23 protein-coding genes are annotated in these 23,912 nt (G+C 59.9%); 8 read left to right on the top strand and 15 right to left on the bottom strand.

The window, feature by feature from the left end:
- Positions 1 to 42 precede the first annotated feature (42 nt).
- The 3 genes from M1D43_RS29320 (at position 43) to M1D43_RS29310 (ending at position 1,411) form a co-directional block, all read left to right on the top strand.
- Complete coding sequence (locus M1D43_RS29320) at positions 43 to 423, top strand: hypothetical protein (protein ID WP_017263404.1); 381 nt, start codon at positions 43 to 45, stop codon at positions 421 to 423.
- 382 nt (positions 424 to 805) lie between these two features.
- Positions 806 to 1,087, top strand: coding sequence for a hypothetical protein (locus tag M1D43_RS29315; protein ID WP_027988853.1), 282 nt, complete (start codon positions 806 to 808; stop codon positions 1,085 to 1,087).
- Between the two features lie 129 nt (positions 1,088 to 1,216).
- Positions 1,217 to 1,411, top strand: coding sequence for a DUF2934 domain-containing protein (locus M1D43_RS29310; protein WP_080589961.1), 195 nt, complete (start codon positions 1,217 to 1,219; stop codon positions 1,409 to 1,411).
- Between the two features lie 337 nt (positions 1,412 to 1,748).
- Here M1D43_RS29310 and M1D43_RS29305 read toward each other — a convergent pair whose 3' ends face one another.
- From M1D43_RS29305 to M1D43_RS29270, 8 genes are all read right to left on the bottom strand, one after another.
- Positions 1,749 to 4,094 (bottom strand): PBP1A family penicillin-binding protein, encoded by a 2,346-nt coding sequence (locus M1D43_RS29305; RefSeq protein ID WP_027988852.1) that lies wholly within the window; start codon positions 4,092 to 4,094, stop codon positions 1,749 to 1,751.
- A 749-nt stretch (positions 4,095 to 4,843) separates the two neighbouring features.
- Positions 4,844 to 5,107 carry a hypothetical protein gene (locus M1D43_RS29300; protein WP_015242023.1) on the bottom strand — a complete coding sequence of 88 codons (264 nt, stop codon included), beginning with the start codon at positions 5,105 to 5,107 and terminating at the stop codon, positions 4,844 to 4,846.
- Positions 5,100 to 6,635, bottom strand: coding sequence for a S8 family peptidase (locus M1D43_RS29295; RefSeq protein WP_015242024.1), 1,536 nt, complete (start codon positions 6,633 to 6,635; stop codon positions 5,100 to 5,102). The genes M1D43_RS29300 and M1D43_RS29295 overlap by 8 nt, the downstream gene beginning before the upstream one ends.
- 83 nt (positions 6,636 to 6,718) lie before the next feature.
- Positions 6,719 to 6,880 (bottom strand): helix-turn-helix domain-containing protein, encoded by a 162-nt coding sequence (locus M1D43_RS29290; protein ID WP_080991238.1) that lies wholly within the window; start codon positions 6,878 to 6,880, stop codon positions 6,719 to 6,721.
- 322 nt (positions 6,881 to 7,202) lie between these two features.
- Entirely contained in the window at positions 7,203 to 8,429 is a 1,227-nt protein-coding gene (locus M1D43_RS29285; RefSeq protein WP_015242025.1) for a bifunctional alpha/beta hydrolase/OsmC family protein, read from the bottom strand.
- A gap of 205 nt (positions 8,430 to 8,634) precedes the next feature.
- Positions 8,635 to 9,141: a peptide-methionine (S)-S-oxide reductase MsrA gene (gene msrA, locus M1D43_RS29280; RefSeq protein WP_014527954.1), complete on the bottom strand. Its 507-nt coding sequence runs from the start codon at positions 9,139 to 9,141 to the stop codon at positions 8,635 to 8,637.
- Positions 9,142 to 9,585 (bottom strand): peptide-methionine (R)-S-oxide reductase MsrB, encoded by a 444-nt coding sequence (msrB, locus tag M1D43_RS29275; RefSeq protein ID WP_027988850.1) that lies wholly within the window; start codon positions 9,583 to 9,585, stop codon positions 9,142 to 9,144.
- A gap of 176 nt (positions 9,586 to 9,761) precedes the next feature.
- The gene (locus M1D43_RS29270; protein WP_027988849.1) at positions 9,762 to 10,364 is read right to left on the bottom strand and encodes a TetR/AcrR family transcriptional regulator; all 603 of its coding nucleotides are present in this window, start codon (positions 10,362 to 10,364) and stop codon (positions 9,762 to 9,764) included.
- A 99-nt stretch (positions 10,365 to 10,463) separates the two neighbouring features.
- On the opposite strand from M1D43_RS29270, the gene M1D43_RS29265 reads away from it, so the two are divergent.
- The 4 genes from M1D43_RS29265 to M1D43_RS29250 all read left to right on the top strand — a co-directional run bounded on the left by M1D43_RS29265 (position 10,464) and on the right by M1D43_RS29250 (position 15,367).
- Entirely contained in the window at positions 10,464 to 11,579 is a 1,116-nt protein-coding gene (locus M1D43_RS29265; RefSeq protein ID WP_127638261.1) for an efflux RND transporter periplasmic adaptor subunit, read from the top strand.
- On the top strand, positions 11,576 to 14,686 hold the full coding sequence (locus M1D43_RS29260; RefSeq protein ID WP_498814585.1) for an efflux RND transporter permease subunit: 3,111 nt from the start codon (positions 11,576 to 11,578) through the stop codon (positions 14,684 to 14,686). The genes M1D43_RS29265 and M1D43_RS29260 overlap by 4 nt, the downstream gene beginning before the upstream one ends.
- Positions 14,687 to 14,838: 152 nt before the next feature.
- A complete protein-coding gene (locus M1D43_RS29255; RefSeq protein ID WP_234835513.1) occupies positions 14,839 to 15,063 on the top strand; it encodes a TetR/AcrR family transcriptional regulator in 225 nt (74 codons plus the stop codon).
- Positions 15,002 to 15,367: a hypothetical protein gene (locus tag M1D43_RS29250; protein WP_234704514.1), complete on the top strand. Its 366-nt coding sequence runs from the start codon at positions 15,002 to 15,004 to the stop codon at positions 15,365 to 15,367. The genes M1D43_RS29255 and M1D43_RS29250 overlap by 62 nt, the downstream gene beginning before the upstream one ends.
- 599 nt (positions 15,368 to 15,966) lie before the next feature.
- On the opposite strand, the gene M1D43_RS29245 is transcribed toward M1D43_RS29250, so the two are convergent.
- The 6 genes from M1D43_RS29245 to M1D43_RS29220 all read right to left on the bottom strand — a co-directional run bounded on the left by M1D43_RS29245 (position 15,967) and on the right by M1D43_RS29220 (position 21,818).
- Positions 15,967 to 16,926: a sugar phosphate isomerase/epimerase family protein gene (locus M1D43_RS29245; protein ID WP_015242034.1), complete on the bottom strand. Its 960-nt coding sequence runs from the start codon at positions 16,924 to 16,926 to the stop codon at positions 15,967 to 15,969.
- A gap of 12 nt (positions 16,927 to 16,938) precedes the next feature.
- On the bottom strand, positions 16,939 to 17,949 hold the full coding sequence (locus M1D43_RS29240) for a Gfo/Idh/MocA family oxidoreductase (protein ID WP_027988846.1): 1,011 nt from the start codon (positions 17,947 to 17,949) through the stop codon (positions 16,939 to 16,941).
- A 10-nt stretch (positions 17,950 to 17,959) separates the two neighbouring features.
- Positions 17,960 to 18,934 (bottom strand): ABC transporter permease, encoded by a 975-nt coding sequence (locus M1D43_RS29235; protein ID WP_498814583.1) that lies wholly within the window; start codon positions 18,932 to 18,934, stop codon positions 17,960 to 17,962.
- The gene (locus tag M1D43_RS29230) at positions 18,934 to 19,710 is read right to left on the bottom strand and encodes an ATP-binding cassette domain-containing protein (protein ID WP_015242037.1); all 777 of its coding nucleotides are present in this window, start codon (positions 19,708 to 19,710) and stop codon (positions 18,934 to 18,936) included. The genes M1D43_RS29235 and M1D43_RS29230 overlap by 1 nt, the downstream gene beginning before the upstream one ends.
- Before the next feature lie 17 nt (positions 19,711 to 19,727).
- Positions 19,728 to 20,684, bottom strand: a complete 957-nt coding sequence (locus tag M1D43_RS29225) for an ABC transporter permease (protein ID WP_027988845.1) — start codon at positions 20,682 to 20,684, stop codon at positions 19,728 to 19,730.
- 102 nt (positions 20,685 to 20,786) lie between these two features.
- The gene (locus tag M1D43_RS29220; protein ID WP_015242039.1) at positions 20,787 to 21,818 is read right to left on the bottom strand and encodes a sugar ABC transporter substrate-binding protein; all 1,032 of its coding nucleotides are present in this window, start codon (positions 21,816 to 21,818) and stop codon (positions 20,787 to 20,789) included.
- Positions 21,819 to 21,895: 77 nt separating this feature from the next.
- Here M1D43_RS29220 and M1D43_RS29215 point away from each other — a divergent pair, with 77 nt between their 5' ends.
- Positions 21,896 to 23,053 (top strand): LacI family DNA-binding transcriptional regulator, encoded by a 1,158-nt coding sequence (locus tag M1D43_RS29215; protein WP_015242040.1) that lies wholly within the window; start codon positions 21,896 to 21,898, stop codon positions 23,051 to 23,053.
- Between the two features lie 200 nt (positions 23,054 to 23,253).
- Here the strand turns inward: M1D43_RS29215 and M1D43_RS29210 are convergent, their stop codons facing one another.
- On the bottom strand, positions 23,254 to 23,850 hold the full coding sequence (locus M1D43_RS29210) for a tyrosine-type recombinase/integrase (protein WP_498814808.1): 597 nt from the start codon (positions 23,848 to 23,850) through the stop codon (positions 23,254 to 23,256).
- Positions 23,851 to 23,912: the final 62 nt, after the last annotated feature.

Raw genomic sequence — 23,912 nt, 5'->3', positions numbered from 1 at the left:
GCAGAGTTTTGTTTCAGAGAATTCACGCACTGGGAGGTGATGATGAGAAAGCGCTCCCCCAAAGCATCGCCTGAGGTGCGCGCGGCGATCAGCGCATTTTTGAACGGGTGTCAGAAAGAAGCCCGGCCATTTGCGACCTCTGAAGCCCTTGGCGCGGTGCGCCGCATGTTTCCTGACCTGGATATATCAGATACAGATCTCATGGCCGCTATCAGCAGCGAAGCAGCTTTAGCGGGTTTCGACGTAGACACCCCAGAACCAAAGTCTGCGCTGCGCATGAGGGATTCGCTTGAAGAATGGGACAATGAAGGCGGCGCAGTCGACAAATTGCCGCGCGGCGAAACCCAAAGCAGGCGTGGCAATGACACGGACGGCAAAGGGCGGCGGGCAAAAGCTACCAAGGATAGAAATGAGCTTCTCTAGCACAGCACAGCAAGGGGCTCAGAAGTTCGATATTGGACAATTCGCGAACTTCAACCCCGGCGCAAGCCGTCTTTTTTGAGGCCTGTGCAAAGGCGAGTCTGTGTGAAGGAAGCCGCTCGCACCGCTGAATAGTCCTTCAGGAAAGCCGGTGAGGGTAGAAGCGCCCATCCCTTCCTCATCGCGCTCATCTTGGTCCTTCGGCGGGGCCGACCTGGTGCCTCCGGTACTCTTGACCCTTCTATCGATCGCGTCTTTACGAATGAAACGCAGGCGATTGCTATTTGCATGGCCTAGGCGCAGTGTGCCGATCTTCGGTAGCAAATTTTTCGGGCGCTGCTGTTTGAGGGCTAGCAGGCCCTGGCCCCAAGGAAAGGAGGACGTCATGTCTTCCATCGAAAACAATATCGCACCTGCCGATCTTGAGATGATCCGGTCCGTCTTGGACGATGCCGGCTACGATTCCAGCGTCCTTGTCGAGGATCAGTGTTTGTTCGACACGGCGGCGTTGCTCGTGACAAAGCTGTTCCTGTCTGGTGTAGACTCCCGGTCGGCACTAGCCGCGAAGCTGGAGTCGCAACTCGGCAGAGCCGGAACGCACAGACGGTCGCTGTCGCGCTACGCAATTCAAGGTCTTCCGTTTGAGTCACAGGCGAACAAGTCATAAGCGGTGGCTATTTGAGGCTCTTCGACAGCCAACGAGTGTTTCTCGAGCTTGCTTATTCGAGCCAAGGTTCATCGGCAGGCTCCGGAAGTGATCGCGAAGGTGCAACAGGTTGAATAAGGAGTGCACTCAATGGCACCAGGTAATGAACAAAGTAGAGAAGAGCGGATCCGCGAACGTGCCCATGAAATCTGGGAGCGCGAGGGTCGCAAGGATGGTGATCACGAGCGCCATTGGGAGGAGGCGGAAAAGGACTTGAGAAAGAAAGAATCCGGCATAGGTCCCTCCGCGAACCCATCTGGGCCGGGCGATTCCAGCGGCGCCTGAGTGTTCCGGAGAAACCACTACAATAGTCCGAAAAGCCCACATCAGCGCCGCTCGGAAGCTTGCGACGGTGCTGTTTATATCTGTGCTTTGCGTGGTTCAAATACGTCGCGCCAATTCTATCTCGACAGGGCGACATCCGGGGAAACGAATCCCCAACCCCGAACCGGTGCACGCTCACGCCCCAAGGGGACCAAATCGCAGCGGCATGATGTCTTGGTCACAAAGCAAATGAGGTGCCCATCGCCAGGGCGCACCCCCGCAAAGATCGCTAATGTATCGACAGAAACTGTTGGCTGTGCGCCAGCGCCCTGAGTCAGGACTTTAGTCCAGGCAAACATTACTTTTCACATGTTCGACGCCGGCCGGAATAGGGCTGATAAGTGCAATCCGAAGGGCGGAAGGAACGATAGCTGCGGGAGCAAGCTGTAATGTTGCAGGATCGCGGTACGCCGTGGCTGTCGACAATCGTGCCCTCCGGCCGCTCACGATTTGGCGCAGGCGCGGCCATAGCCTCCCGCATGAAGTCCCGCCAAATATGCGCTGGCAGGTCACCACCGGTGACCCCCTTCATAGGCGTGTCGTCGTCATTGCCTACCCACACGGCGGCGACGAGCGGCTCCGTGAAGCCTACAAACCAGGCGTCGCGATTGTTCTGGCTGGTGCCGGTCTTGCCGGCCGCGAATGCGCCCGGATCGGCCTCGCGCCCGGTTCCGCGCTCGACTACTAACTGCAGAAGGCCAAAAAGGTCGGACTGGTATGCCGATAGATCAATGCCCGGCCTGGTATGTGCGCCAACCCGAAACGCCCTCGGCTGCCCGGCGGCGTGAAAATCGATAATGCCCCAGGGCTCGACGGGTGCCTTGCCGAAGCGGACCGACGCATAAGCGCTCGTAAGTTCAAGTAAGCTTACTTCCGAGGTGCCGAGGGCCAGAGACGGCGTATTAGCAAGGGGTGCATCGATTCCGAGCTCGCGTGCAGCGGCGATCACATTGTCGAGGCCGACTTCCTGGGCAAGCGCCACTGTCGGTGCATTCAGCGACCGGGCGAACGCCTCGGCAATGGAAATCCAGCCGCGATATCGGCCGCTAGAATTCTCCGGCGACCAGCCATTGACGTCGATCGGCGCGTCAAGGACCCGGTCAGTTGGAGTGAACCCGGCCTTCAACGCTGCATAGTAGACGAACAGCTTGAAGGTGGAGCCAGGTTGCCGCATCGCTGTGACTGCACGGTTAAACTGGCTTTGCTTGTAGTCGCGGCCGCCGACCATGGCAACGACCGCTCCATCCGGCGTCATTGCGACCAACGCAGCCTGGGATGCGCCGACAGCCCTTCCTTCAGTATCCAAGGCATTTCTTACCACCCTTTCAGCGATCTGTTGCAGGTGCGGGACCAATGTCGTGCGAACCGTGGTGGTACCCGGCGATGGACCGGCGATTTCGCTTGCCTGTGGGGAGATCCAATCGGCGAACCAGCTTCCGGAGCGTGGCGTCGGCGTCGTCGGATTCAGCGCAGCAAAGCTCGCCTTCACGTGCTCCGCGTCGGGCGCGGTGATCTTGCCATTGGCCACCATCGTGTCCAGAACGACGGCGGTGCGTTGCCGGGCGCCTTCGAAATTGCCGATTGGATTCCACTGGCTGGGGGCCCGCAGCAACCCTGCCAGCATCGCCGATTCCGGCAGGCTGAGCGCGCCGATGTCCTTGTTGAAGTAGACCCGCGCGGCTGCAGGCATGCCGGTCGCGCCGGCGCCAAGATAGGCGCTGTTGAGATAGCGCGTCAGGATTTCCTTTTTGCCGAGTTTCAACTCCAGCCAAAGGGCGATAACGAGCTCCTGTATTTTTCGTTTTATCGTGCGGTCGCTGTCGAGGTATTGCAGCTTGATGAGCTGCTGGGTGATCGTGCTGCCGCCCTCTACAACCGAACCAGCTTCGAAGTTTCGAACGAGCGCCCTTCCGATGCCTCGGACATCGATACCGAAATGATCCATGAACCGCCGATCCTCAATTGACAGCACGGCATCGATCAGATGTGGCGGGAATTGGTCATATTGCGTGTAGGGGCCTTGATAGGGGCCCTGCCTTACCAGCGGTTCTCCGTCCGCTGTTTCGAACACCACGACGGGTTTCAGGGTTCCGTTGCGAATCTCATTCCAGGGCACGTCCTTCAGCGCCCATACCATTACAGCTCCAATAAGCATGATGCAGGTCACGAAGGTCAATCCGACAGTGACTTTCCACCCGCTGGCATTTTGCCATGCGTATCGGCTGAACTTCAGAGGCCTTGTCAGATAACGAACACCTCGTCCTGTGTTGGCCACAGCAGTCGCAGACCATTGGCTGATATTGTGAATGGTTGGTAAATCAGCCTGTCGGCTCGATTTGTTGAACTTTGCCTTTAAAGAGGAAGCGGCCGCCTTGGCACTAACCTTCGTCGAGATGGAGATTGCATGCAAATCATGGCGCAACGCCTGCAGTAACTTGTGCGCTGCCAGTCTGCTCTGCTCAAATGGTCTAGGGGGCTGTTGCGGCTGGTCAGCTTGGATGAATGCGCTGGCTTCTCCTTCGGAGCTCGAAACGGATTCCGCCCCTGCGTGGTCACCCGCGAAATTCGGCGTTGCTTCCGCTACGCCGCTACCTTTATCGGAGCCACTGGCACTTCGACATTGGGTTTTAGAAGGGCGTGGCATTGGTTACCGTAAAAGGCTCCAGGGCGACTTGGAAAGCTCGCAGCGTAGCACAGCGACGCGGCGGCTGCCGGGTGGCCCGTCCCAGCCACGACGAGATCCAAGGTGACGCGGGACTTGGCGCAAAGCGGTAAAATCAGTGAAGGGCTTCTTCGTATGGTTTAATTGACGTCTGCTCATTCCCGGCCCGCTCGCGTTCCAGTGGGCTCGATCGGAGAGATTTGTCCCTTTGCCCATTCGGAGGCGGCAATGGCAGAACCAAGCAACAGCACGGGCAGTGCCAGTGCGACAAGGAACCTGAGCACCTGAACCCGTCGGATGCGTCTTCCCTCCCAATCGTGATCCATCGTCTCTCCGCCTGGCGTGTGCGCATCGCAGAGTAGCCAGTAAGACAGGAAACCAGAGAGGGGTCGACCGGTCGAGTCTTTTCAGCGTGTTCAGGCCGGGAATCCATTTCGCCTCGCTGAATTTTTCGCGCTCGTCGTATGGTCATAGGACCTTAGTCCGTCAAAAAGCGGGCAAAGGTCCTACACCCGTTCCGAGATTACAAGGCCGGCCACACACCAACTGCCCGAGGGAACGACGCTGATCATTCATCCAGACGTTTCTTTGGAGTTTTTCGCTGTGCCTTCTCGCAAACGATGGAGACATAGGGCAGCCGCGTTCGCTTGGCGGACGATTCGCCGCTATCGGGGCTCGGGCACATCTCCTGCGATGCAGAAGATCAACTGTACTGTCTGCAATGTGGCGCACTATGTCCGAGGTTGCAGCCCCCGTCGCGCAGGTATGGTGACCTGCTCCACCTCTGGCATGTCTCTTATGGCTGAGAGGCAATCAGGTACGATTGACCCTTCACTCAAACGAGCGAAATGTATTCGCCTCAAGTTAGCGCTGCTACTGTCGCGTTTGACCGGAGCCGTCAGCTCAACACCCGGGAGAGCCTGGATCCTATTCAACAGGCGCTCGCGTTCGTCGACACTCATGCCGATGCGGATCGTGAATATGATGTCAGTCATTGGTGCCTATGCCGGCAATCAATCGTTCCAGGTTTAAACGACCATACCCGAAATCGGGGGTAAAGTCTTGTTCGCCCATCGCAGGCACCTTGTCAGCACTGGCCGTAAGGGCGCTTCGGATCGCCGCGGGGTCTCTCTTGCCTCCATTTGCGATGTAGAGTGCCGCAGCCGCTGCAACGTGCGGGGCGGCCATCGAAGTACCGGGCCAGGCGTCGTAGTCCGTTTCGCGGATAGCGGCCTTTCCTTGCCACCAATGGCCATCCGGGCCCCTTTCTGCCCTCCAACCTATTTGGCCCGGGTAGGTCGGGAGCGTTGACCAGATAGCATCGCCCGGCGCTGCGATCGTTATGTGGTTGCCCCTGTTGGAAAAATTCGTGATGCGGTCCTGGAGGTTTGTCGCTCCCACAGCGATGACGCCTGGCATTGCGGCAGGGTATGAGATTGGGCTACCGTCGCGTCGTTCGTTCCCCATTGCCGCAACAATAGTGCTTCCGTTGGCCAGCAAAGCCTCAAAGGCCGCACTTTCTGTCGGATCCGGCGCCCCTCCGCCACCGATCGAGAGATTGATAACATCGATGCCCTGATCCACGCAGTCGAGCAGCGCACGTAGATACATCACCGGATCGACAAAGTATGCAAATTCCGCTGTTCCATCGGGATGCGTCAGCAAGTCAGGGCGATCGTCGAAAATCTTCCACGCATGGATCCTCGCTCGCGAAATGCCGTTGATGCCTACGTCGTTGTTGATCGTCGCAGCAATCGTACCTGCCACATGAGTACCGTGTCCTATCAGATCTTGATCTGAACTCGCCCCCGGGAGGTCCGGGTGCTCATATATGTATCCGGCGACCTGGTCTTTGAGGTCAGGGTGACCAGCATCAATTCCCGTATCGAGGACCCCGACCTTGATCTCGCTCGCGTCGTTGAAACCATTCAGGTCCCGCGCTTCTTGCCAATTGATTTTGCGGAGATTCCACATTGTGTGCGACGGTGGCGGGGCCGCGGCACTTCGCTCCCGACCGACGGCTGATGGTTTGGACGGGTTTCGCGGCTTTTTCGCTGTCAAATAGCGCAGCGGAACCCGTGAAACGGACGCGACGCTTGGATCGCCAGCAAGCGCGAGCTGAAGCTGTCGCACGTCGCCAGCGCTTGCCAACTCGAGGAGACTCGCTGCGCCGCCCGGCGTCCGTTCGTCCATCGCAGCACTTAAATTGAGGGCAGACGCAGACCATCCCTCCGCTTCGTTTCCCGGAGCCCCAAGAAGCTCCGGCATGACACGGGCGTTGCGAACGGAACTGACGAGCATTCGGCTGGCATAGTGCGGTGCCTCCTTCGAGAGAGGTGTCACGCGTTTCACCAATCCGGCCCGTTCATAGTAGGCCAACGCCTGGAGACCACTGCTCAACGCAGAACGCGCTGCGGTAAATGTCGCCTCGAAACTTTCTTGGCGTTGCTGGGGCCGCATCCGCACGAACAACATCGCCTCGTGGTAAAGGGGAAACCCCGAATTCCTAAACAATGGCCCCATAGGCACACATCCTCCGCCTCGTCTTACCTCCGACGATACTGGCAACTGAACTGGCCGACAATTCTGGGTTTATTCGGTGTCGGTCACATCCTTGCTGCGTCACTCTGGAGAGTGGCGCAGGCAAGCCGCCATGCCCGCGGAGACATCCCCTTCCAGGCCATGAAACCTCGAGTGAAGTGCGCAGGGTCGGTGTATCCGAGTTGACAGGCAATCTGCGAAATCGAGGAATCCGGTGTAGCGAGCATCCATCTCCGCCTGACCCTCGAGGAGCGCCTTTAGTGTAGCCTCAAAGCTCGTGCCCTGCTCGGCCAACCTGCGCTGTAAGGTACGTCTCGACATCCCGAGCCGACGATCCATCCGGTCAATTGTGGGGCGATCGTCCAACAAATCGAGCAGGATCAGGTGTTCGATACAAGATAGGAGGTCATCTCCAATTTGCCGACTGCAGCTAACGGCGGACGAAGGTTGTGCCGACCTCATCGGACGTGTCAAGCTGGTGGCGTGGAAAATAGAGAGCAGCCTCCGTGCTGAGCGACAGATCAGTGCCCAGGATGAGCTTGGGCACTTTCACTTCACGACCGTTTTTATCTTCGCCACTGTTTCGAGCGTGCGATGGACCGGGCACTTGCCGGCGATTTCGACGATCTTCTCGCGAAGCTCCTCCGAGACCTCGCCTTCGATGGAAATGACTCGTTCGAAGCGGTCGATTTTGCGGCTATCGCCACGTTCCGTCTCGGTGCACTCCTCGCAGTCCTTAGCATGGATTTTGGTATGCGAGACGTCGACGCCGATGCGCCCGAGCTTCAGCTGCTTGTGGCCGGCATAAAGGCGCAGCGTCATCGAGGTGCAGGCGCCAAGTGCGATCGCCAGGAAGTCGTAGGGCGATGGTCCGGAATCGAGCCCGCCTACGCTTTCGGGTTCATCGGCGAACAGCCGATGCCCGCCAGCCTGAATCGCGTTCTGAAACTTGCCTTCGCCGGTTTCCCTCACGTGGACATGTTCGATCGGGCCCGCGCCTTGCGGCGTATCGGCGGCAAGATAGCGTGTCAGCCATTCCGAAATGATCCGTCCGGCAAAGGCCGCGTCCTCAGGGTCGGTAAGCAGGTGGTCGGCCTCGTCCAGCGAGATGAAGCTTTTCGGATGCCTGGCCGCGACGAAGATTTCGGTGGCGTTCTCGATCCCGACCGTATGGTCCAGCGGCGCGTGAAGGATGAGGATTGGCTTCTTCAGCCTCCCAACAGCATCCTTAATGCGGTGCGCACGCGTGTCCTCGACAAACTGCTTTCTGATAAGGAACGTGCGCCCTGCGAGATCGACGTCGGCCTCACCGTTCTTGTCGATCTCCTCGAGGCTCGCTCCGAAGTTCTTCAACACGTGGCCGACATCAGCCGGCGCGCCGATGGTGGCTACGGCGCGCACCTCCGGAATTTCCCCGGCGACGGCGAGGACCGCTGCGCCGCCGAGCGAGTGGCCGATCAGCACCGCGGGTGCCTGATAGTGGTGGCGCAAATAGTCCGCGGCTGAAAGAAGGTCGGCAACGTTGGAGGAGAAATTCGTCGAAGCGAATTCGCCTTCGCTCGATCCCAGCCCCGTGAAATCAAAACGCAGGACAGCGATGCCTTCACGCGCAAGCTCCGCCCCAATCTGGCGTGCTGCCGCCAGATCCTTGGAACAGGTGAAGCAATGGGCAAAAAGCGCGTAGGCGCGCAATGGCCCATTTGGCAGATCGAGGCGGGCGCTAAGCGTCGCGCCGGAATGCCCGGAAAATTGGAGCCGTTGCGTATTGAATGCCATGGTAACGACCCTCCGCTGCAGATAAGTATTTTACATCTGCAACGGCTACCGCCTAGGCGGAAGTCGTCATCGTTCGAATCCCTGGTCAGCGTAGCTCGCGGAGCGCAGCCGGTAGCGAGGGAAACTGCCCGAGTGTTTTCCGAGGAGCCCGGCGTATCCGCAAGGCCCCTCGGAGTGGCTTTAGGTGGCGAAAATCTTCGGCCGTTTACTCGGCCGCGGACCGCCGGGGTAGCACCCAGTTGGGGCGCGGGAAGTGGCAGGTGTAGCCGTTGGGATAGCGCTCCAGGTAATCCTGGTGCTCCGGCTCCGCCTCCCAGAAGTCTCCCACCGGCTCGACTTCAGTCACGACCTTGCCCGGCCATAGGCCAGAGGCCTCGACGTCTGCAATCGTCTCCTGGGCAATTCGCTTCTGCTCGTCGTCGACATAGTAGATCGCCGAGCGGTAGGAGGTCCCGATGTCGTTGCCCTGTCGGTTCTTCGTAGTCGGATCGTGGATCTGGAAGAACAGCTCCAGGATCTGCCTGTAGCTGATCCTCTCGGGATCGAAGATGATCTCGATGCCTTCGGCGTGCGTGCCGTGATTGCGGTAGGTCGCATTCGGCACGTCGCCGCCAGTGTAGCCCACGCGGGTCTCGATGACGCCGGGGAGCTTGCGGATCAGGTCCTGCATCCCCCAGAAGCACCCACCAGCCAAAACAGCTCTCTTGGTCATTCAGATATCCTCCACCTGGTTGAAATAGCCGTCGTAGCCCTCGGCCTCCATTTCCTCTCGCGGAATGAACCGCAGTGCGGCGGAATTGATGCAGTAACGCAGGCCGCCCCGATCCTGAGGGCCGTCGGGAAACACATGGCCGAGATGGCTGTCACCATGAGCCGAGCGGACCTCGGTGCGGATCATGCCATGTGAGTTGTCCCTGAGTTCGTTGACGTTTGCCGGTACGATCGGCTTGGTGAAACTCGGCCAGCCGCAGCCGGAATCGAACTTGTCGGCCGAGGCGAACAGCGGTTCGCCTGAAACGATGTCGACATAGATTCCCGGTCTCTTGTTGTCAGTGTACTCCCCGGTGAAGGGGCGTTCGGTGTCATTCTGCTGGGTCACCCGATACTGTTCGGGCGTAAGCTTGCTGACCGCTTCGTCGGTCTTTCTATAGGTCATTGCCCTTGTCTCCGTTGCTGGACTTGTTGCCTGAATATGGCGAGCGGTCCTGAGGATTCCGCCATCGGTGGCCGGCGCATGCTCCCGTCCGCCAGTTTCGCAACGAGCTCCAGCCCGGAGCAGCCCCTGGTCGGCGACTGAAACAGTTGCGCCGCGCGCTTCGGCTGGAAGCATCGTCATTGGCGCGCTCCCGGCTCTGCATCGCCCGCAGACGCCTTCAGCACGCTCTCGGCGGCCGTCTTCAGGAACCGCTTTGACATCTGCTCGTCGTTGACAGCGCGCGAGAGGAGCACTGCGCCGACCATCGTCGACAGAATGGCCATGGCCTTGCCGTCCGGTTCCTCGCCGTCGGCCGCCCCAATCCACTCACCGAGCACCTCAAGATATTCCCTGATTCCGGCTTCGAAGGACGCCTTCACGTCGACGCCTTGCCTGGCAGCATCCGAGCCGAGCGCAACGACCGGGCAGCCGTCCATCTTCTCTTCTCGATGTGCCATGCTGAGATAGAACGCTACCACCGCGCCAAACGGGTCCTGCGGATTGGCCGCCGCGGCAGCGGACCATCGACGAAGGGCGCTCTCCAGGGCGCGCCTGGACGCCTGCGCCGCCAGATCGTCCTTGGATTCGAACTGCTTGTAGAATCCACCTTGGGTCAGGCCGGCTCCCTTCATCAGATCCTTGAGCCCGATGCCATCAAAGCCGTGCTTTCGAAAAAGCCGGCTCGCCACATCGATGACCGCTTCGCGATTTGCCTCCGCCTGGGCTCGACTAACCCTCATGATCGACCTCCGATTAGATTTCACTTGACATCTATACCACGATTAGATTTAGATCGCAATCTAAATTGAGGCGGCACCCGTCAACAAGGGTCATCTGACATGAAGCGCAAATTTCTTCTCGCATCGATCGGCCTCGTGGCTGCAGCCGGGGGCGCGGCGTTCGCGTTCGTTTTCGAGACGCCTGCCCGGGACGAGGAGTCCGCCGATCCGCGCCTCGCGCCACCGCTTGTAAGGGTGGCGGAAGCGACGAGACCGGAAAGAGCCGAGCGAGCCTTTACAGGTACGATCGCCGCCCGAGTGCAGAGCAATCTTGGTTTTCGCGTACCCGGCAAGATCGTTGAGCGAGTGGTCGACGTGGGTCAGCAGGTCAAGGCAGGTCAAGCTCTGATGCGCATCGATGAAACCGATTTGCGTCTTGCGCTGACTGCCAAGCGTAACGCGGTTGCCGCGGCCCGCGCGGTCCTCGTTCAGGCAATCGCGGACGAGAAACGCTATGCCACTCTTGTCAAAGGCGGGGTGGCCGCTACTCCCCAACGTTACGAGCAGGCCAAGGCGGCGCTTGACACCGCCGCGGCACAACTAGCCGCCGCGGAAGCGGAAGCCAGAGTCGCAGAAAACGAAACGACCTACTCGGTGCTCGTGGCCGGAGCGGACGGAACGGTGGTCGCGACGCTCGGCGAACCTGGACAGGTCGTCGCGGCGGGACAGGCGGTGGTTCAACTCGCGCATGCAGGCCCGCGCGAGGCCCTGGTCGCGCTTCCCGAAACCGTTCGTCCGGCGATCGGATCGGAAGCCGAAGCAAGTGTCTACGGAAGTGACGGGCGGCGCGGAAGAGCGCGCATGCGACAGATCTCAGATGCCGCCGATCCTCAGACCCGCACATACGAAGCTCGTTACGTGCTCGATGGAGACGCCGCCTCGGCACCGCTTGGTGCGACGGTCACGATCAGCATCCGCAACGGAGAAGGGCAGTCGGAGGTCGCGGTGCCGGTCGGCGCCGTGTTGAACGATGGCAGCCGCACCGGGGTTTGGGTTGTTGACCAAGCCTCTGCCACCGCGCGCTTTGTTCCGATCGAGATCAAAAGACTCGGTGAAGAAACTGCGTCTGTCACCGGGATCGAGCTCGGCGAGCAGGTCGTCGCCCTCGGGGCGCATCTCCTCAAAGATGGCGCGCCGGTCAGGACCGAGCTTCAGGCAGAGGTGTCCAACCGATGAGCTTCAATCTTTCCGCGCTCGCGGTTCGCGAACGAGCCGTCACGTTGTTCTTCATTGTTCTGCTGGCCGCCGCTGGCGTCTACGCCTTCATGAGTCTTGGGCGCGCGGAGGACCCCTCCTTTACCATCAAGACCCTGACGGTCACTACGGTATGGCCAGGCGCTACCGCGCGCGAAATGCAGGATCTTGTGGCGGAGCCGCTCGAAAAGCGCATCCAGGAACTGACCTGGTACGATCGCGTCGAGACGACGACAAGGCCGGGCTACGCCTTTCTGACCGTCACGCTGAAAGACAGCACGCCGCCCACGGCTGTCGAAGAGGAGTTCTATCAGGCGCGCAAGAAGTTGGGGGATGAAGCCCGCAACCTGCCTTCTGGTGTCTTCGGTCCCTTCGTCAACGACGAATATTCGGACGTGAGCTTCGCCCTTTATGCGCTAAAGGCCAAGGGTATGCCCATGCGCGAGCTTGTGCGGCAGGCGGAGGTGATCCGACAGGATCTTCTGCACGTGCCGGGCGTCAAAAAGATCAACATTCTGGGGGAGCGACCGGAACAGATCTTTGTCGAGTTCTCATATGCCAAGCTCGCAACCCTTGGCATTTCAGCGCAGGACATCGCTGCGGCTTTGCAAAGGCAAAACACCGTCACACCGGCAGGCTCGATCGACACGCGCGGGCCGCAGGTCTTTATCCGTTTCGATGGCGCCTACAACAGTGTGCAGGCAATTGCCGACACGCCAATCGTTGCTGCCGGACGCACGTTGAAACTGTCAGATTTCGCGGAGGTGCGGCGCGGTTATGAAGACCCCGCGACCTACATCATCCGCCATGAAGGCGAGCCCGCTATCATGCTGGGCGCAGTGATGCAGCAAGGCTGGAATGGGCTGGAACTCGGAAAGGCGCTCGAAGAAAGATCTGCCGCGATCGCACGGACGCTGCCGCTCGGTATGACGCTCGCCAAGGTCAGCGACCAAGCTGTCAACATCGACGCTGCGGTCGGCGAGTTCATGCTGAAATTCGCCATGGCGCTCGGGGTTGTGTTGCTCGTGAGCCTGCTCAGCCTCGGTTGGCGTGTCGGGATCGTCGTGGCGCTGGCCGTTCCGCTCACCCTTGCCGTCGTGTTCCTCATCATGTTGGAAACCGGCCGGTTCTTCGATCGCATCACGCTCGGCGCGTTGATCCTTGCGCTGGGCCTTCTTGTTGATGACGCCATCATCGCCATTGAGGTGATGGTGGTAAAGATGGAAGAGGGCATGGATCGCATCAAGGCGGCCGCCTATGCCTGGAGCCATACGGCAGCGCCCATGCTGTCCGGTACACTCGTGACCATCATCGGGCTGATGCCGGTTGGCTTTGCCAGATCAACCGCGGGCGAGTACGCCGGCAATATCTTCTGGGTCGTGGGCTTTGCGCTAATCGTTTCCTGGTTCGTCGCAGTCATCTTCACGCCCTACCTCGGCGTCAAGATGCTGCCGGCGATTAAGCCAGTCGAGGGCGGCCACCACGCCATCTACGACACCCCGAATTACCGGCGCCTGCGGAGTTTCATCAAGTTCGCCGTGCGGCACAAGTTCATCACATGTGCGGTCGTCGGCGTCGTCATGGCTCTTTCCGTCGTTGGCATGGGAGGGGTGAAACAGCAGTTCTTCCCGACGTCGGATCGTCCCGAGGTGCTGGTCGAAGTCCGCATGCCCGAAGGTACGAGTATCGAGACGACGACGGCCGCGGTCGAGAAGGTTGAAAGCTGGCTGCAGAACCAGCCCGAGGCAAAGATCGTCACCAGCTATATTGGGCAGGGCGCTCCCCGCTTCTTCTTCGCCATGGCGCCGGAATTGCCGAACCCCGCTTTCGCCAAGATCGTTGTGCTCACCCCTGACTCTCACGCGCGCGAGGCTTTGAAGCTGCGCCTTCGGGCTGCCGTTTCAGACGGACTGGTTCCCGAAGCCTACGTCCATGTCACGCAGCTTGTGTTCGGCCCGTATACCCCGTTTCCGGTCGAGTTTCGCATCATGGGGCCGGATCCTGCGCAATTGTACCAGATCTCCGAGAAAGCCCTCGAGATCATGAAAGGCGTGCCGGACGTCCGTCAGGCAAACCGCGACTGGGGCAATCGTACGCCTGTGCTTCGCTTTGTCCCCGACCAGGACCGGCTCAATCTGATTGGCCTTTCGCCGGCTGAGGCAGCCCAGCAGATGCAGTTGCTGCTGAGTGGCATTCCGCTGACGCAAGTGCGCGAGAACATCCGCAACGTGCCCGTCGTCGCACGCAGTGCTGGCGAGAGCCGCCTCGATCCGGCGAGGCTCGCCGACTTCTCGCTGATGAGCAGGGGCGGCCGTCAGGTTCCGCTCGATCAGATCGGCCATTCCGAAATCCGGTTCGAGGAACCCATCCTGAAACGTCGCGATCGAACGCCAGTCATCACGATCCGATCGGACATCAACGAGGCGACGCAGCCCCCGGAGGTCTCGCAGCAGATCATGACGGCACTTCAGCCGTTGATAGCCTCGCTTCCCGTCGGATATCGCATCGAAATGGGGGGAAACATTGAGGAATCTCTCAAGGCCAATGTCGCGCTGGTCAAAATCTTCCCGGCCATGATTGCCGCCATGCTGATCGTCATCATCCTCCAGGTCCGCAGCCTGTCAACGATGACGATGGTCATGTTGACCGCGCCGCTCGGTCTTGCCGGGGTGGTTCCGGTGTTGCTCCTCTTCAATCAGCCCTTCGGCTTCAATGCCATTCTCGGATTGATAGGACTGGCGGGAATCCTGATGCGCAACACTTTGATTCTGACCGAACAGATCAAGGAGAACAAGGCGGCCGGCCTCCCCGATTATCACGCCGTTATCGAGGCGACGGTGCAGCGGACTCGCCCGGTTATCCTGACCGCACTTGCCGCCGTCCTTGCCTTCGTTCCGCTTACCCATTCGGTGTTCTGGGGATCGATGGCTTATACGCTGATCGGCGGCACGGCGGTTGGCACGGTGATGATCCTACTTTTTCTTCCGGCACTGTACGCGGCATGGTTCAGGATCAAGCCGACTGCAGATGACACCCATGAGGAGCCGACCGAGGGGCCGGAATTGCGAATAGCAATGGCTGCCGAGTAGCGTCTGCCGCGGGCTTGCCGGCCTTGCCTGCGCGCGAGCTTGGCCAGCCTTACGACTTGCCGCTCGCAAATGCTTCACGGCGGGCCGTTCCGTTCATCCATTCTGGGGGCATCCATGGATTATCCGGTCCGACCGGGGCAGATAGCGAAAACATGCGTGCACGCATCCAGGAGGTGGCGGAGGAGCACTTCCGTCGTATAGGTCATCACAAGACGTCCGTAGCCGACATTGCCTCTGAACTCGGCATGAGCCGGGCGAACGTCTACCGTTTCTTCCCCTCCAGGGATGCAATCAAGGAATCCATCTGCAGGCGTCTTGAACGGTACCGCCGAGCTCGCCCTCACGATCGCACGCAGGAGCACGCCGCCCTCGGATGAACTCGAGGAACTCCTGACCGCCGTTCACCATCACAACAAGCCGAAACCGCTCCACGACAGGCAGATGCACGACCTGATCGTAGCCGCCATGCAGGAGAACCGGCCGGTCATCAAGGTGCATGCTGAGCAGATGATGACGATTCTCGAGGCAATCATCCGCGAGGGCATCGAAACGGGCCAGTTCGAGGTCGAAGATCCCGCCGAAGCAGCGCGCGCGGTCAAGACCGCGTTTATACCGTTCTTCCATCCGGTTCTGATCGAGCACCGCCTTCGACATGGAGAAGACATCGAAGGGCTTGCCTGAGCAAATTCGGTTTATCCTAAAGTCTCTCGAAAGGTCGGGCAATGCCCGCTGACCAGCCGGATGCGGACCTAGCCGCCTCAGCATCTGACAGTCGGCTTAGGGTGGACTGCGGAAGTTCGGCTGTCTCGGCCGATGAGACCGGAATGTGCCCAAAAGCGGCCATCGCGCCAAACGGCACATAGCTCCAAGCGGCCACACTCACATTCCACCCACAGGTCCCCGTGAACAGGCTATCCGGCTAGCCCGGTCGCTGAGCCGGACGCCGGCACTCGTGCGGCACGTCTCCGCAAATGCTCCCGAAACAAGGTTCGAAGGTCTCGATAGTTCTCGAAGCCGAGGAAGCCAGCGAGCCGGACGACGGTCGTTGGAGACACCGAACAGGCAAGCGCCACCGAGTTGGAACTACCAAAAGCGATTAGTTCCGGCGTGACAAGTGCTCGGCGGATAACTCGTTCAAACCGATCTGGGAAGACGAGTTGTCTCGAGGCAATCATCGACTTCAGCTCCGGAAGGCTGCTTGGCGGTACACCTTCGCTCCGGTGTCGCATAGTCTGCTGTTCTCGAGATGTGAGCGACATCGGCAGAGCTTCGTTCGACCGTCAGATTGCCTGCGGCTTGAAGTCACTCGGCGCGACGGGCATCACCCCCTTGAGCAGGGCGACCGATTTCTCCAACCCTTCGAGGCTATTGAGCAGCACGTCCTCGTGCTCGATCGACAGCCAGCCGTCATAGCCGGCCATCTTTAGGCGGTAGCAGAACTGTCGCCACCACTCCTCGCCATGGCCGAAGCCGAGGGTGACGTAGGACCAGCTTCGCGCCGGAATGTCCATCAGCGAACCATTCTCGAGAAGCGAAGTTGTCGCCTGGACAGGCGCGTTGAGCATCGTGTCCTTGGCATGGACGTGATAGACGGCCTCGCCGAGCGCTTCGGCGGCGACGAGGGGATCCGCCCCCATCCAGAACAGATGCGATGGATCGAGATTGGCGCCGACGATCGGGCCGACGGCCGCCCGGAGTTTCAGAAGCGAGGGAACGTTGTAGACGCACTGGTTGCCGTGAAGCTCGAGCGCGATGCGCTCGACGCCATTCTCCTCGGCGAGTGCCACGGTCTCGGTCCAGAAGGGGAGGAGCTTTTCCTCCCACTGGTAACGCAGGATCTCTTGCGTTTCCGGCGGCCAAGAAGAGACGACCCAGTTCGGCATCAGATCGCCTTTACGTCCTGCCGGCAGTCCGGACATGGTGCAGACGGTCTTGATCCCCATCTCGCCGGCGATGCGGATCGTGTCCCTGAGGCACTCGCCCTGTTCGGGCTGGGTTGGATGCAAGGGATTGCCGTTGGCGTTCAACGCAATGATCTCGAGCCCCCGCGTTTCGAGGGCGCGAGTGAAGGCGCGGCGAGCGTCGGCGCTTGCCTTCATCGTCTTCAGGTCGAAGTGGGGAGCTGTCGACCAGCCGCCCGTGTTGACCTCCACCCCCGAGACTCCAAGACGCGCGGCGCTGTCGAGAAGCCCATCGAAGGTCATTCCGCCGACGCTGTCAGACACGAAGCCGAGTTTCATCTCTTTAATCCTTTAATGTTTGTAGAGGGACGGCTTTTCCGCCCTTGCAAGGGTGATACGCGCGCCCTTCACGAGGGCATCGACGCCGGCCTCTGCAACGCGCGCTGCGCAGTAGCCGTCCCAAGCGTCCGCCGCGATTGGAGGGAATTCCCCGGTTCGGACGAAATTGAGAAAGGCCTTGTTCTGAAGCCGATAGGCTTCCGCAAATCGCGGCCTCCAATCCGGCGCATAACGCTCGTAGGACATGAGCCGGCCATTCTGTCGGGTATGGATCGGCGCGTTGAGAAAGACTGACCCGTTTTCGCCGACGAGCTCACCGCGGACGTCATAGCCGTAGGCGGCGTTGTTATTGATCTCGATGTTGACCAACTGGCCCTTGTCGGTCTCCAGGACCATGAAGACCGGCGCTCCCGTCCTGGAAGCGTCTATCCCGGCCGGCTGGAAGACGGAGATCGCCTTGTAATCGGCGCCGAGGACGAACCGGGCGACATCGAACTCGTGGGGGGCAGAGTTGGTGATAGCCATCTGGCCCGTGAAGTTCGCAGGCGCTTCCACGTTCCGGTGGAAATTGTGCATCATGATCGCGGCCCCGAGGGAGCCGTCGTCCAAGGCCGCTTTCATTTCCCGATAGGACGGATCGAAGCGGCGCATGAAGCCCAGTTGGACGAACTGCCGGCCGCGGGACACCTCCGCCTCGATGACGTCCTGGCACTCCTTCGAGCTTTGCGAGAGTGGCTTCTCGCAAAGGGCGGGCTTTCCAGCTTCGATGGCTGCAAGTGCAAGCGGCGCATGGGTTTCGTCGGGGCTGGCAATCAGAATGGCATCTACGTCATCGCGCCTTATGGTGGCAAGCGGATCGTCCGAGGCGTCACCTGCCCCGTATTCGTCGGCCGCCTTGCGCGCACGCTCCTGCGAGGCGTCGCAGACAACCTGCAGCGAGGCTCCCGGAAGATCTTCGGCGACAATGCGGGCGTGGTCGGCCCCCATGATGCCCGCGCCTATGATCGCTATTCTGACAGACATTTTGAATCCTTTACTTGCGAAGTGCCCATTGCCGCAGCGATCGGTCGCCGTAGGCGGCGAGTACCACGATGAGACCAAGGACGAGGATGAACCATTGTGGACGGACGCCCGTAACCACGAGATAGGATTGAATGGAGGACAGAACGAAGGCCCCCATCAATGCACCTGGCAGCGAGATCCTGCCGCCGGCGAGTAGGCAGCCGCCAAGCACGCAGGAGGCAATCGCCTGCAGTTCCATCAGGCGCCCCATCGAGCCGTCTGCGAAGCCAAGCTTGCCGGCCTCGAGCGTGCTAGCGAAACCCGCCAACATGCCGCACAGGACAAAAGCGGACAGTTTGATGTGATCAACGCGAATGCCACGCGAATGCGCGCTTTCGGCCGACCCGCCAACGGCGAGTAGGCGGTTGCCGAAAGGCGTTGCTTTCAACGCCACCAGGAGAATAACGGTCAAGGTCATGAGCCAGTAGAGCGCGGTGTTAAAGCCCAGGAAGTCACCGCCGCCGAGGACGAAGTAGGTCCAGCCCTTGCGCGCTGCATAGGGAATAGAGAATGAAAATCCCTCGGTCAGAGCGATGGCGATGCCGCGAAAGATCATCAGCGTCCCAAGCGTTATGATGAGGGATGGCGTGCCGGTTCGGGTGACCAGCAAGCCGTTGAACAGTCCGATCGCGGCGCCGACCAACACTGCAGCAACAGCGGCTATCGACGGGTCAACCTGAGCCGCAAGCCAGAGATAGGTCAGCGCGCCCATGCCGAAGGTCGAACCGACCGAGATGTCGATCTCGCCGGTCCCGATCACCAGAGCGACGCCGAGACTCATCAAACCCAGCGTTGCCGTCACCTGCAGGATGGTGCCGATATTGTAGAGATTGGCCCATCGACCGTCCGAAGTTGAGGCGAAGATGACGATCAGAACGACGCCGATCAGGAAGATCCCGATTTCCGCGTGACGTCGAATGAGAGGCTTGGCGGAGGAGAGAGCCATCAGACCGCCTCCCGCTTTTCCACGACGCGCCCGCCCTGGCGGATAACCTCTTCGAGTTCTTCCGCCGTCATGGAATCCGTCGTTGCGTCCGCGACCTTTTCGCCATTCTCCATGATCACAATTCGGTCGGCGAGCCTGTGCACCTGGAAGATGTCGTGGGTGATGTAGATGACGAGCAGGCCCTGCTCCTTGAGCTGGACGGCGAGCTCGTTGACGTGCTCGCGTTCGCGTACTGACAGATGGTTGGTCGGCTCGTCCATGATGACGACCCTGTTCTTGAATTCGACCGCGCGACCGATCTTCACTGACTGACGTTCTCCGCCTGACAGGCGTTCCACCTCGTCGTCCGCGGAGACATTTGCACGCAAGCCGAATTGCCGGATCACGCGTGTAGACTTCTCTCGCATCTTGCCCATATCCAGGAAGGGGATGCCGAGAACACGCTTGACCGGCTCGCGTCCGAGATAGAAATTGCGGGCGATCGACAGGTTGTCGCAGAGGCCGACGGACTGCTGGATCGTCTCGATCCCCTGGTCGATCGCAAGCTTCGGGTGAAATTTCTCCACCTTGTTGCCATCGAAAAAGACCTCGCCCGACGTCGGGGCGTAAATGCCGCAAAGGACGCGGATCAGGGTCGTCTTGCCGGCGCCGTTGTCGCCGACCAGGCCAATCAGTTCGCCGGCGTGAAAGTCCACCGAGACGTTCTTGAGGGCGTGGAAAGCTCCGAAGTGGAGGTCAAGGTTTTTGACCTGAATGAGGGGGTTGCTGTTCGCCAATTTGATGTTCTCCCGCGTCAAACGCTGTGTCCGAGGAAACGGGCCAATTTCTGATTGAAGATGACCGCCACAATGAGCACGACACCGACGAAGGTGACGTACCAGGACGAGGGCGCGCCAAGAGCGATGAGTTCGTAGCGGAAGCTGACGACGATCAGAGCTCCGAGTACGGCTCCAATGATCGAGCCGCGTCCGCCAGTCAGCAGGCAGCCGCCAATGACCGCGGCAGAAATGGCCTCGAGCTCCATATTTTCGCCCAGCGTGACATGGGTTTGAGGCTGGTTGCATAGGGTCAGGATACCGGCGAACCCCGCGAGCAGCGAGCAAAGGACGAAGGCACAGATCTTCACTCGGTCGGTGCGAACGCCGCGCGATTCCGCGCTTTCGCGGTTTCCGCCGGTGGCCAGAAGGCGATTTCCGAAGGGTGTCGCCCAGAGGACGATACCGAGAACGGCCGCGACCACGACAAGCCAGAATATGGCCGCTTCGACACCGAACAGTTCGCCGCCGAAGAGACGGGTCAACGGATGGATGCGTGCATCGGCTGAGAAATTGTGGACCGAGCCACCCGTCCAGACATAGATGATCCCGCGGACCGCAAAGAGGCCGCCGAGCGTCACGATCATCGACGGCAAGTGCCCCTTCACCACGGGTAGCGCCTGAAGAAGGCCGACGAAGGCAGCCATGGACAGCGCTATAACGAGCGAGGCGGGCACGCCGAAACTCGGCTCCAGCGTGATGAAGGCAACGCCTGCCAGCCCGTAAACGGAGCCGACAGACAGGTCGATTTCCTTCGTCATGATGACAAGGGCCTGGCCCATGGCGACGAAGGACAAGATGGCTGTGAACTGCGTGACGTTGGCGATGGTCTGGGCGGTCCACCAACCGGAAAAGTCGATCAGGGAAAACACGACAAGCATGACGACGACGCCGATGATCGCGCCGAAGCCTTGGCTTCGCACAAGCTGTTTCATGACACTCTGCTCGCTGGTTTCAATGTGCGATATCAGGCGCACAAATGGGTCGGGGCAGCCGGCGCACCTCGTCGCAGCCGGCCGCCCCTCCGGGAGGAACCCTTACCAGGTGTTCTGCTCGTCGTAGGCCTTGTCGCCAAAGACGCCGCGGACCAGTTCGGCCCACTTGTCTGCGTTGTCCTTGTTGATGATCACGGGACCGGTCAGGATATTCGACTGCGGCGCGTAGCCGAACTCCTTGTTCCAGTAGAGCCATTCCATCGGCGCGTAACCCTGCAGCCAGAAGCCCTGGCTGTTCGTCGCCAGCACATGTCCGGCGCGCACGCCCTCGATCGAAACCGGACCCTCGTCAACCGTTAGGACGGTCACGCCCTTGTCGTCGACATCCGGGTCGAGCTTCATCTCATTGGCGACACCCCATGCCCAGGGTGAAGACCAGCCAGCAACCGTGAAGATGTAGTTGGTGTCCGGGTTGGCCTGCAGGAAGGACTGCAAGGTGTTGCGTGCCGTCGCCGGTTCGGCGCCGATAAACAGTTCGTCAACCTTGGCGCCGGCCTTCTCCATTGCGTCCTTCATGCCGGCGCAACGAGCCTTGAGACCCTGGTGGGCGGAGTCATGGCTTGCGCAGACGACATGGGTCGGTTTCGGGATTTCGCCGGCTTCGGCCTTTTCGAGCGCGTATTCGCCGAGCTTCTTGCCGGTCAGATATTCATCGCCGCCGACATAGGTCAGGTAGGGAATGCGCTCGCCCTCGGGCCGGCCGTCCGGAATATTGAAGGCAACGACCGGAATGCCGGCTTCGATGGCCTTGCGCAGCGGCCCTTCGAAGGCATCGGAACTGACGATCGGGACGGCAATGCCATCAGGTTGCGTCGAGATGGCCTGCTCGAGAAGGCGAACGTGTTCCTGGACCGAATAGTTGTTGGTGGAGATGTATTCGGTTTTGACGTTCGGATATTTCTTCTCGAACTCCTCCATCGACTTCGTCAGCCAACCCATGTTCGGATCGTTCGATCCGATGTGAGAGACCATGACGAAGCGATATTGCTTTTCGCCGTCCTGCGCATTGGCTATGCCTCCGAATGCGGTGGCGGCCATCAAGGCTGAAAGCAGAACTGAATTTCGGAATTTCATGGGGTTCCTCCTCCGTTAGCGATGTGATTATCTGGATTGGAATCACATCAGACAAGGAAGATGAAGGACGATTTCTGATGCTAAATACATCAGACGTTCCGCACAGCGGAAAACTGTGGCAAGCCGTTCAAAAATTTGGCGCTGCAATGAGCAATGACTTCCGAGATGATGTTTTTACCATCAGTTTTAGGCGGAAACTGGAGAAAGCTGTGGTCGATCACCTGCAAAATCGGAAATGGAAAGGCCCCAAGGTCCAGGAAATTGCCCAGCTCGCAGGGGTCGGTCCTGCGACGGTCGACAGGGTCCTCAACAACCGCAGCGGCGTCCGAGAACGAACGAGAGCCCGCGTCCTGGCGGCGCTCGAAAAGCTGAAGAACGAAAGCGCGGACCGCGACATCCCTTTGCATATTCGTCTATTTTGTGACTCTGGCGAAACCTTCAATGCAGCAATGGCGGCCGCTGTAACCGAGATCAACCGAACCCTTGCCGGCATCGAGATCGAGGGAGATTACGTAACCACGAGCGAAGTCGAGCCTTCATCGTTTGCGCGCCGGATTGAGCAGCAAGGCAGCGCCGCGGATGGCGTCGTGATCATCGCTCGCGAGCATCCGGCGATCAACCGCGCGATACGAAAGCTGCGGACCGTCGAAATTCCCGTCATCTGCCTAACGACCGATCTGCCGAGTTCCCGTCGCAGCGCCTACATAGGCAATGACCAGTATGCCGCCGGCAGCGTGGCCGCGCTTCTGATCGGCAATGCGCTTCCGAAGGAGCGTAACAATATTCTGATCGTCATGAGCGTGGCGTTCCGCTGCCAGCAGGAGCGTGAGATGGGGTTTCGAAGGGTGCTCCGTTCCGATTTTCCATACTTGAAGATCGAGGAACGTGTGATTTCTGACGACAGGCCGGAGAGCACTTGTGAGCAGTTGACCCGCTATTTCGAGGCACATGGTCACCCGGCCGCGATCTACAATGTCGCCGGCGCTAATCGCGGCGTGGCAGCGGCACTGGAGCACGCTGGAAGGGCCCGTGATACGATCTTCGTCGGCCACGAGTTAACCAACCACTCGCGAAACCTGCTGGAATCCGGGGTCATGGACTATGTCATTTCGCACGACTTCAGCGGCGAGCTGGCGGCAGCCGCCAAATGGATCCGTGACAACGTCGGGGGCGTGACCGTGGAGCCGTCCTATTCGCAGATCCTGGTGCACACCCGATACAATTGCGGTCTGTGACGAAAAAGACTACCGGGTAATGGCGGAGATCTGGGCAGGGGCGTGGAATCGCCTCACCCGCGTATCGCCGAGCGAACGTCTCCGAAGAGCTCCAATCGAGCCACTCATGGCATCTGCCTTCGCTGACCGTTTTGGGTCGAACGATGGCCCTCAGCGCAGCCAGATGGCGGCGCCTCTGTTTGAAGCGTCGCCATTGAGCACTACAATTCAAGTTGCTCAGAGGTGGCCAAGGCGTCGTCCACCTCGATTCCGAGGTATTGTACGGTGCTCTCCAGTTTCTTGCGGCCTAGCAAGAGCTGGACGGCGCGCAGGTTGCCGGTCCTCTTGTAAATGCGTGCCGCCTTCGTCCGCCTCATCGAATGCGTGCCGTAGCGTTTGGGATCAAGCCCGATGCTCGACACCCATCTTTCGACAATCCTGCTATATTGCCGCGTCGACAGATACGGCTTTGTGTGCACGCGGCTCGGAAACAGGTAATCCCGTTCACCGAGTCCGCGACTTTCAATCCAGGCGCCGACAGCCTCCCGCGTTTGATCGGTCAATTCGAATTGCACGGCTCGGCCGGTCTTCTTCTGAACAATGATCGCCCGGTCGCGAACCCTCCCGGAGATCGAAACATCACCCACTGAGATCGCGACGAGATCACAACCCCGCAATTTGCTATCGATCGCGAGATTGAACAGCGCCAGGTCGCTCACTGCGCTCAACATCTGAAGGCGGGGACGGATGGCCCAGACCTCCTTTGGTTTCAATGGGGGCTTCTGACCGATGATGCGGACCGAGTTCCAGCTAGACATAGCCTTCCTCCCAGAAGCCACCCCCACACCACAGCGCTCAACCCTCCAAACGGACGGATGGT

Source organism: Ensifer sp. R1-3 (genome assembly GCF_056739175.1).
This window is presented reverse-complemented; position numbering and strand designations above follow the sequence as displayed.

Bases quoted from the DNA above. Each gene is read 5' to 3' on its own strand.
- M1D43_RS29320 (WP_017263404.1), top strand. From the start codon at position 43: ATGAGAAAGCGCTCCCCCAAAGCATCGCCTGAGGTGCGCGCGGCGATC.
- M1D43_RS29315 (WP_027988853.1), top strand. From the start codon at position 806: ATGTCTTCCATCGAAAACAATATCGCACCTGCCGATCTTGAGATGATC.
- M1D43_RS29310 (WP_080589961.1), top strand. From the start codon at position 1,217: ATGGCACCAGGTAATGAACAAAGTAGAGAAGAGCGGATCCGCGAACGT.
- M1D43_RS29305 (WP_027988852.1), bottom strand. From the start codon at position 4,094: ATGCCACGCCCTTCTAAAACCCAATGTCGAAGTGCCAGTGGCTCCGAT.
- M1D43_RS29300 (WP_015242023.1), bottom strand. From the start codon at position 5,107: ATGACTGACATCATATTCACGATCCGCATCGGCATGAGTGTCGACGAA.
- M1D43_RS29295 (WP_015242024.1), bottom strand. From the start codon at position 6,635: ATGGGGCCATTGTTTAGGAATTCGGGGTTTCCCCTTTACCACGAGGCG.
- M1D43_RS29290 (WP_080991238.1), bottom strand. From the start codon at position 6,880: ATGCTCGCTACACCGGATTCCTCGATTTCGCAGATTGCCTGTCAACTC.
- M1D43_RS29285 (WP_015242025.1), bottom strand. From the start codon at position 8,429: ATGGCATTCAATACGCAACGGCTCCAATTTTCCGGGCATTCCGGCGCG.
- msrA (WP_014527954.1), bottom strand. From the start codon at position 9,141: ATGACCAAGAGAGCTGTTTTGGCTGGTGGGTGCTTCTGGGGGATGCAG.
- msrB (WP_027988850.1), bottom strand. From the start codon at position 9,585: ATGACCTATAGAAAGACCGACGAAGCGGTCAGCAAGCTTACGCCCGAA.
- M1D43_RS29270 (WP_027988849.1), bottom strand. From the start codon at position 10,364: ATGAGGGTTAGTCGAGCCCAGGCGGAGGCAAATCGCGAAGCGGTCATC.
- M1D43_RS29265 (WP_127638261.1), top strand. From the start codon at position 10,464: ATGAAGCGCAAATTTCTTCTCGCATCGATCGGCCTCGTGGCTGCAGCC.
- M1D43_RS29260 (WP_498814585.1), top strand. From the start codon at position 11,576: ATGAGCTTCAATCTTTCCGCGCTCGCGGTTCGCGAACGAGCCGTCACG.
- M1D43_RS29255 (WP_234835513.1), top strand. From the start codon at position 14,839: ATGCGTGCACGCATCCAGGAGGTGGCGGAGGAGCACTTCCGTCGTATA.
- M1D43_RS29245 (WP_015242034.1), bottom strand. From the start codon at position 16,926: ATGAAACTCGGCTTCGTGTCTGACAGCGTCGGCGGAATGACCTTCGAT.
- M1D43_RS29240 (WP_027988846.1), bottom strand. From the start codon at position 17,949: ATGTCTGTCAGAATAGCGATCATAGGCGCGGGCATCATGGGGGCCGAC.
- M1D43_RS29235 (WP_498814583.1), bottom strand. From the start codon at position 18,934: ATGGCTCTCTCCTCCGCCAAGCCTCTCATTCGACGTCACGCGGAAATC.
- M1D43_RS29225 (WP_027988845.1), bottom strand. From the start codon at position 20,684: ATGAAACAGCTTGTGCGAAGCCAAGGCTTCGGCGCGATCATCGGCGTC.
- M1D43_RS29220 (WP_015242039.1), bottom strand. From the start codon at position 21,818: ATGAAATTCCGAAATTCAGTTCTGCTTTCAGCCTTGATGGCCGCCACC.
- M1D43_RS29215 (WP_015242040.1), top strand. From the start codon at position 21,896: ATGCTAAATACATCAGACGTTCCGCACAGCGGAAAACTGTGGCAAGCC.
- M1D43_RS29210 (WP_498814808.1), bottom strand. From the start codon at position 23,850: ATGTCTAGCTGGAACTCGGTCCGCATCATCGGTCAGAAGCCCCCATTG.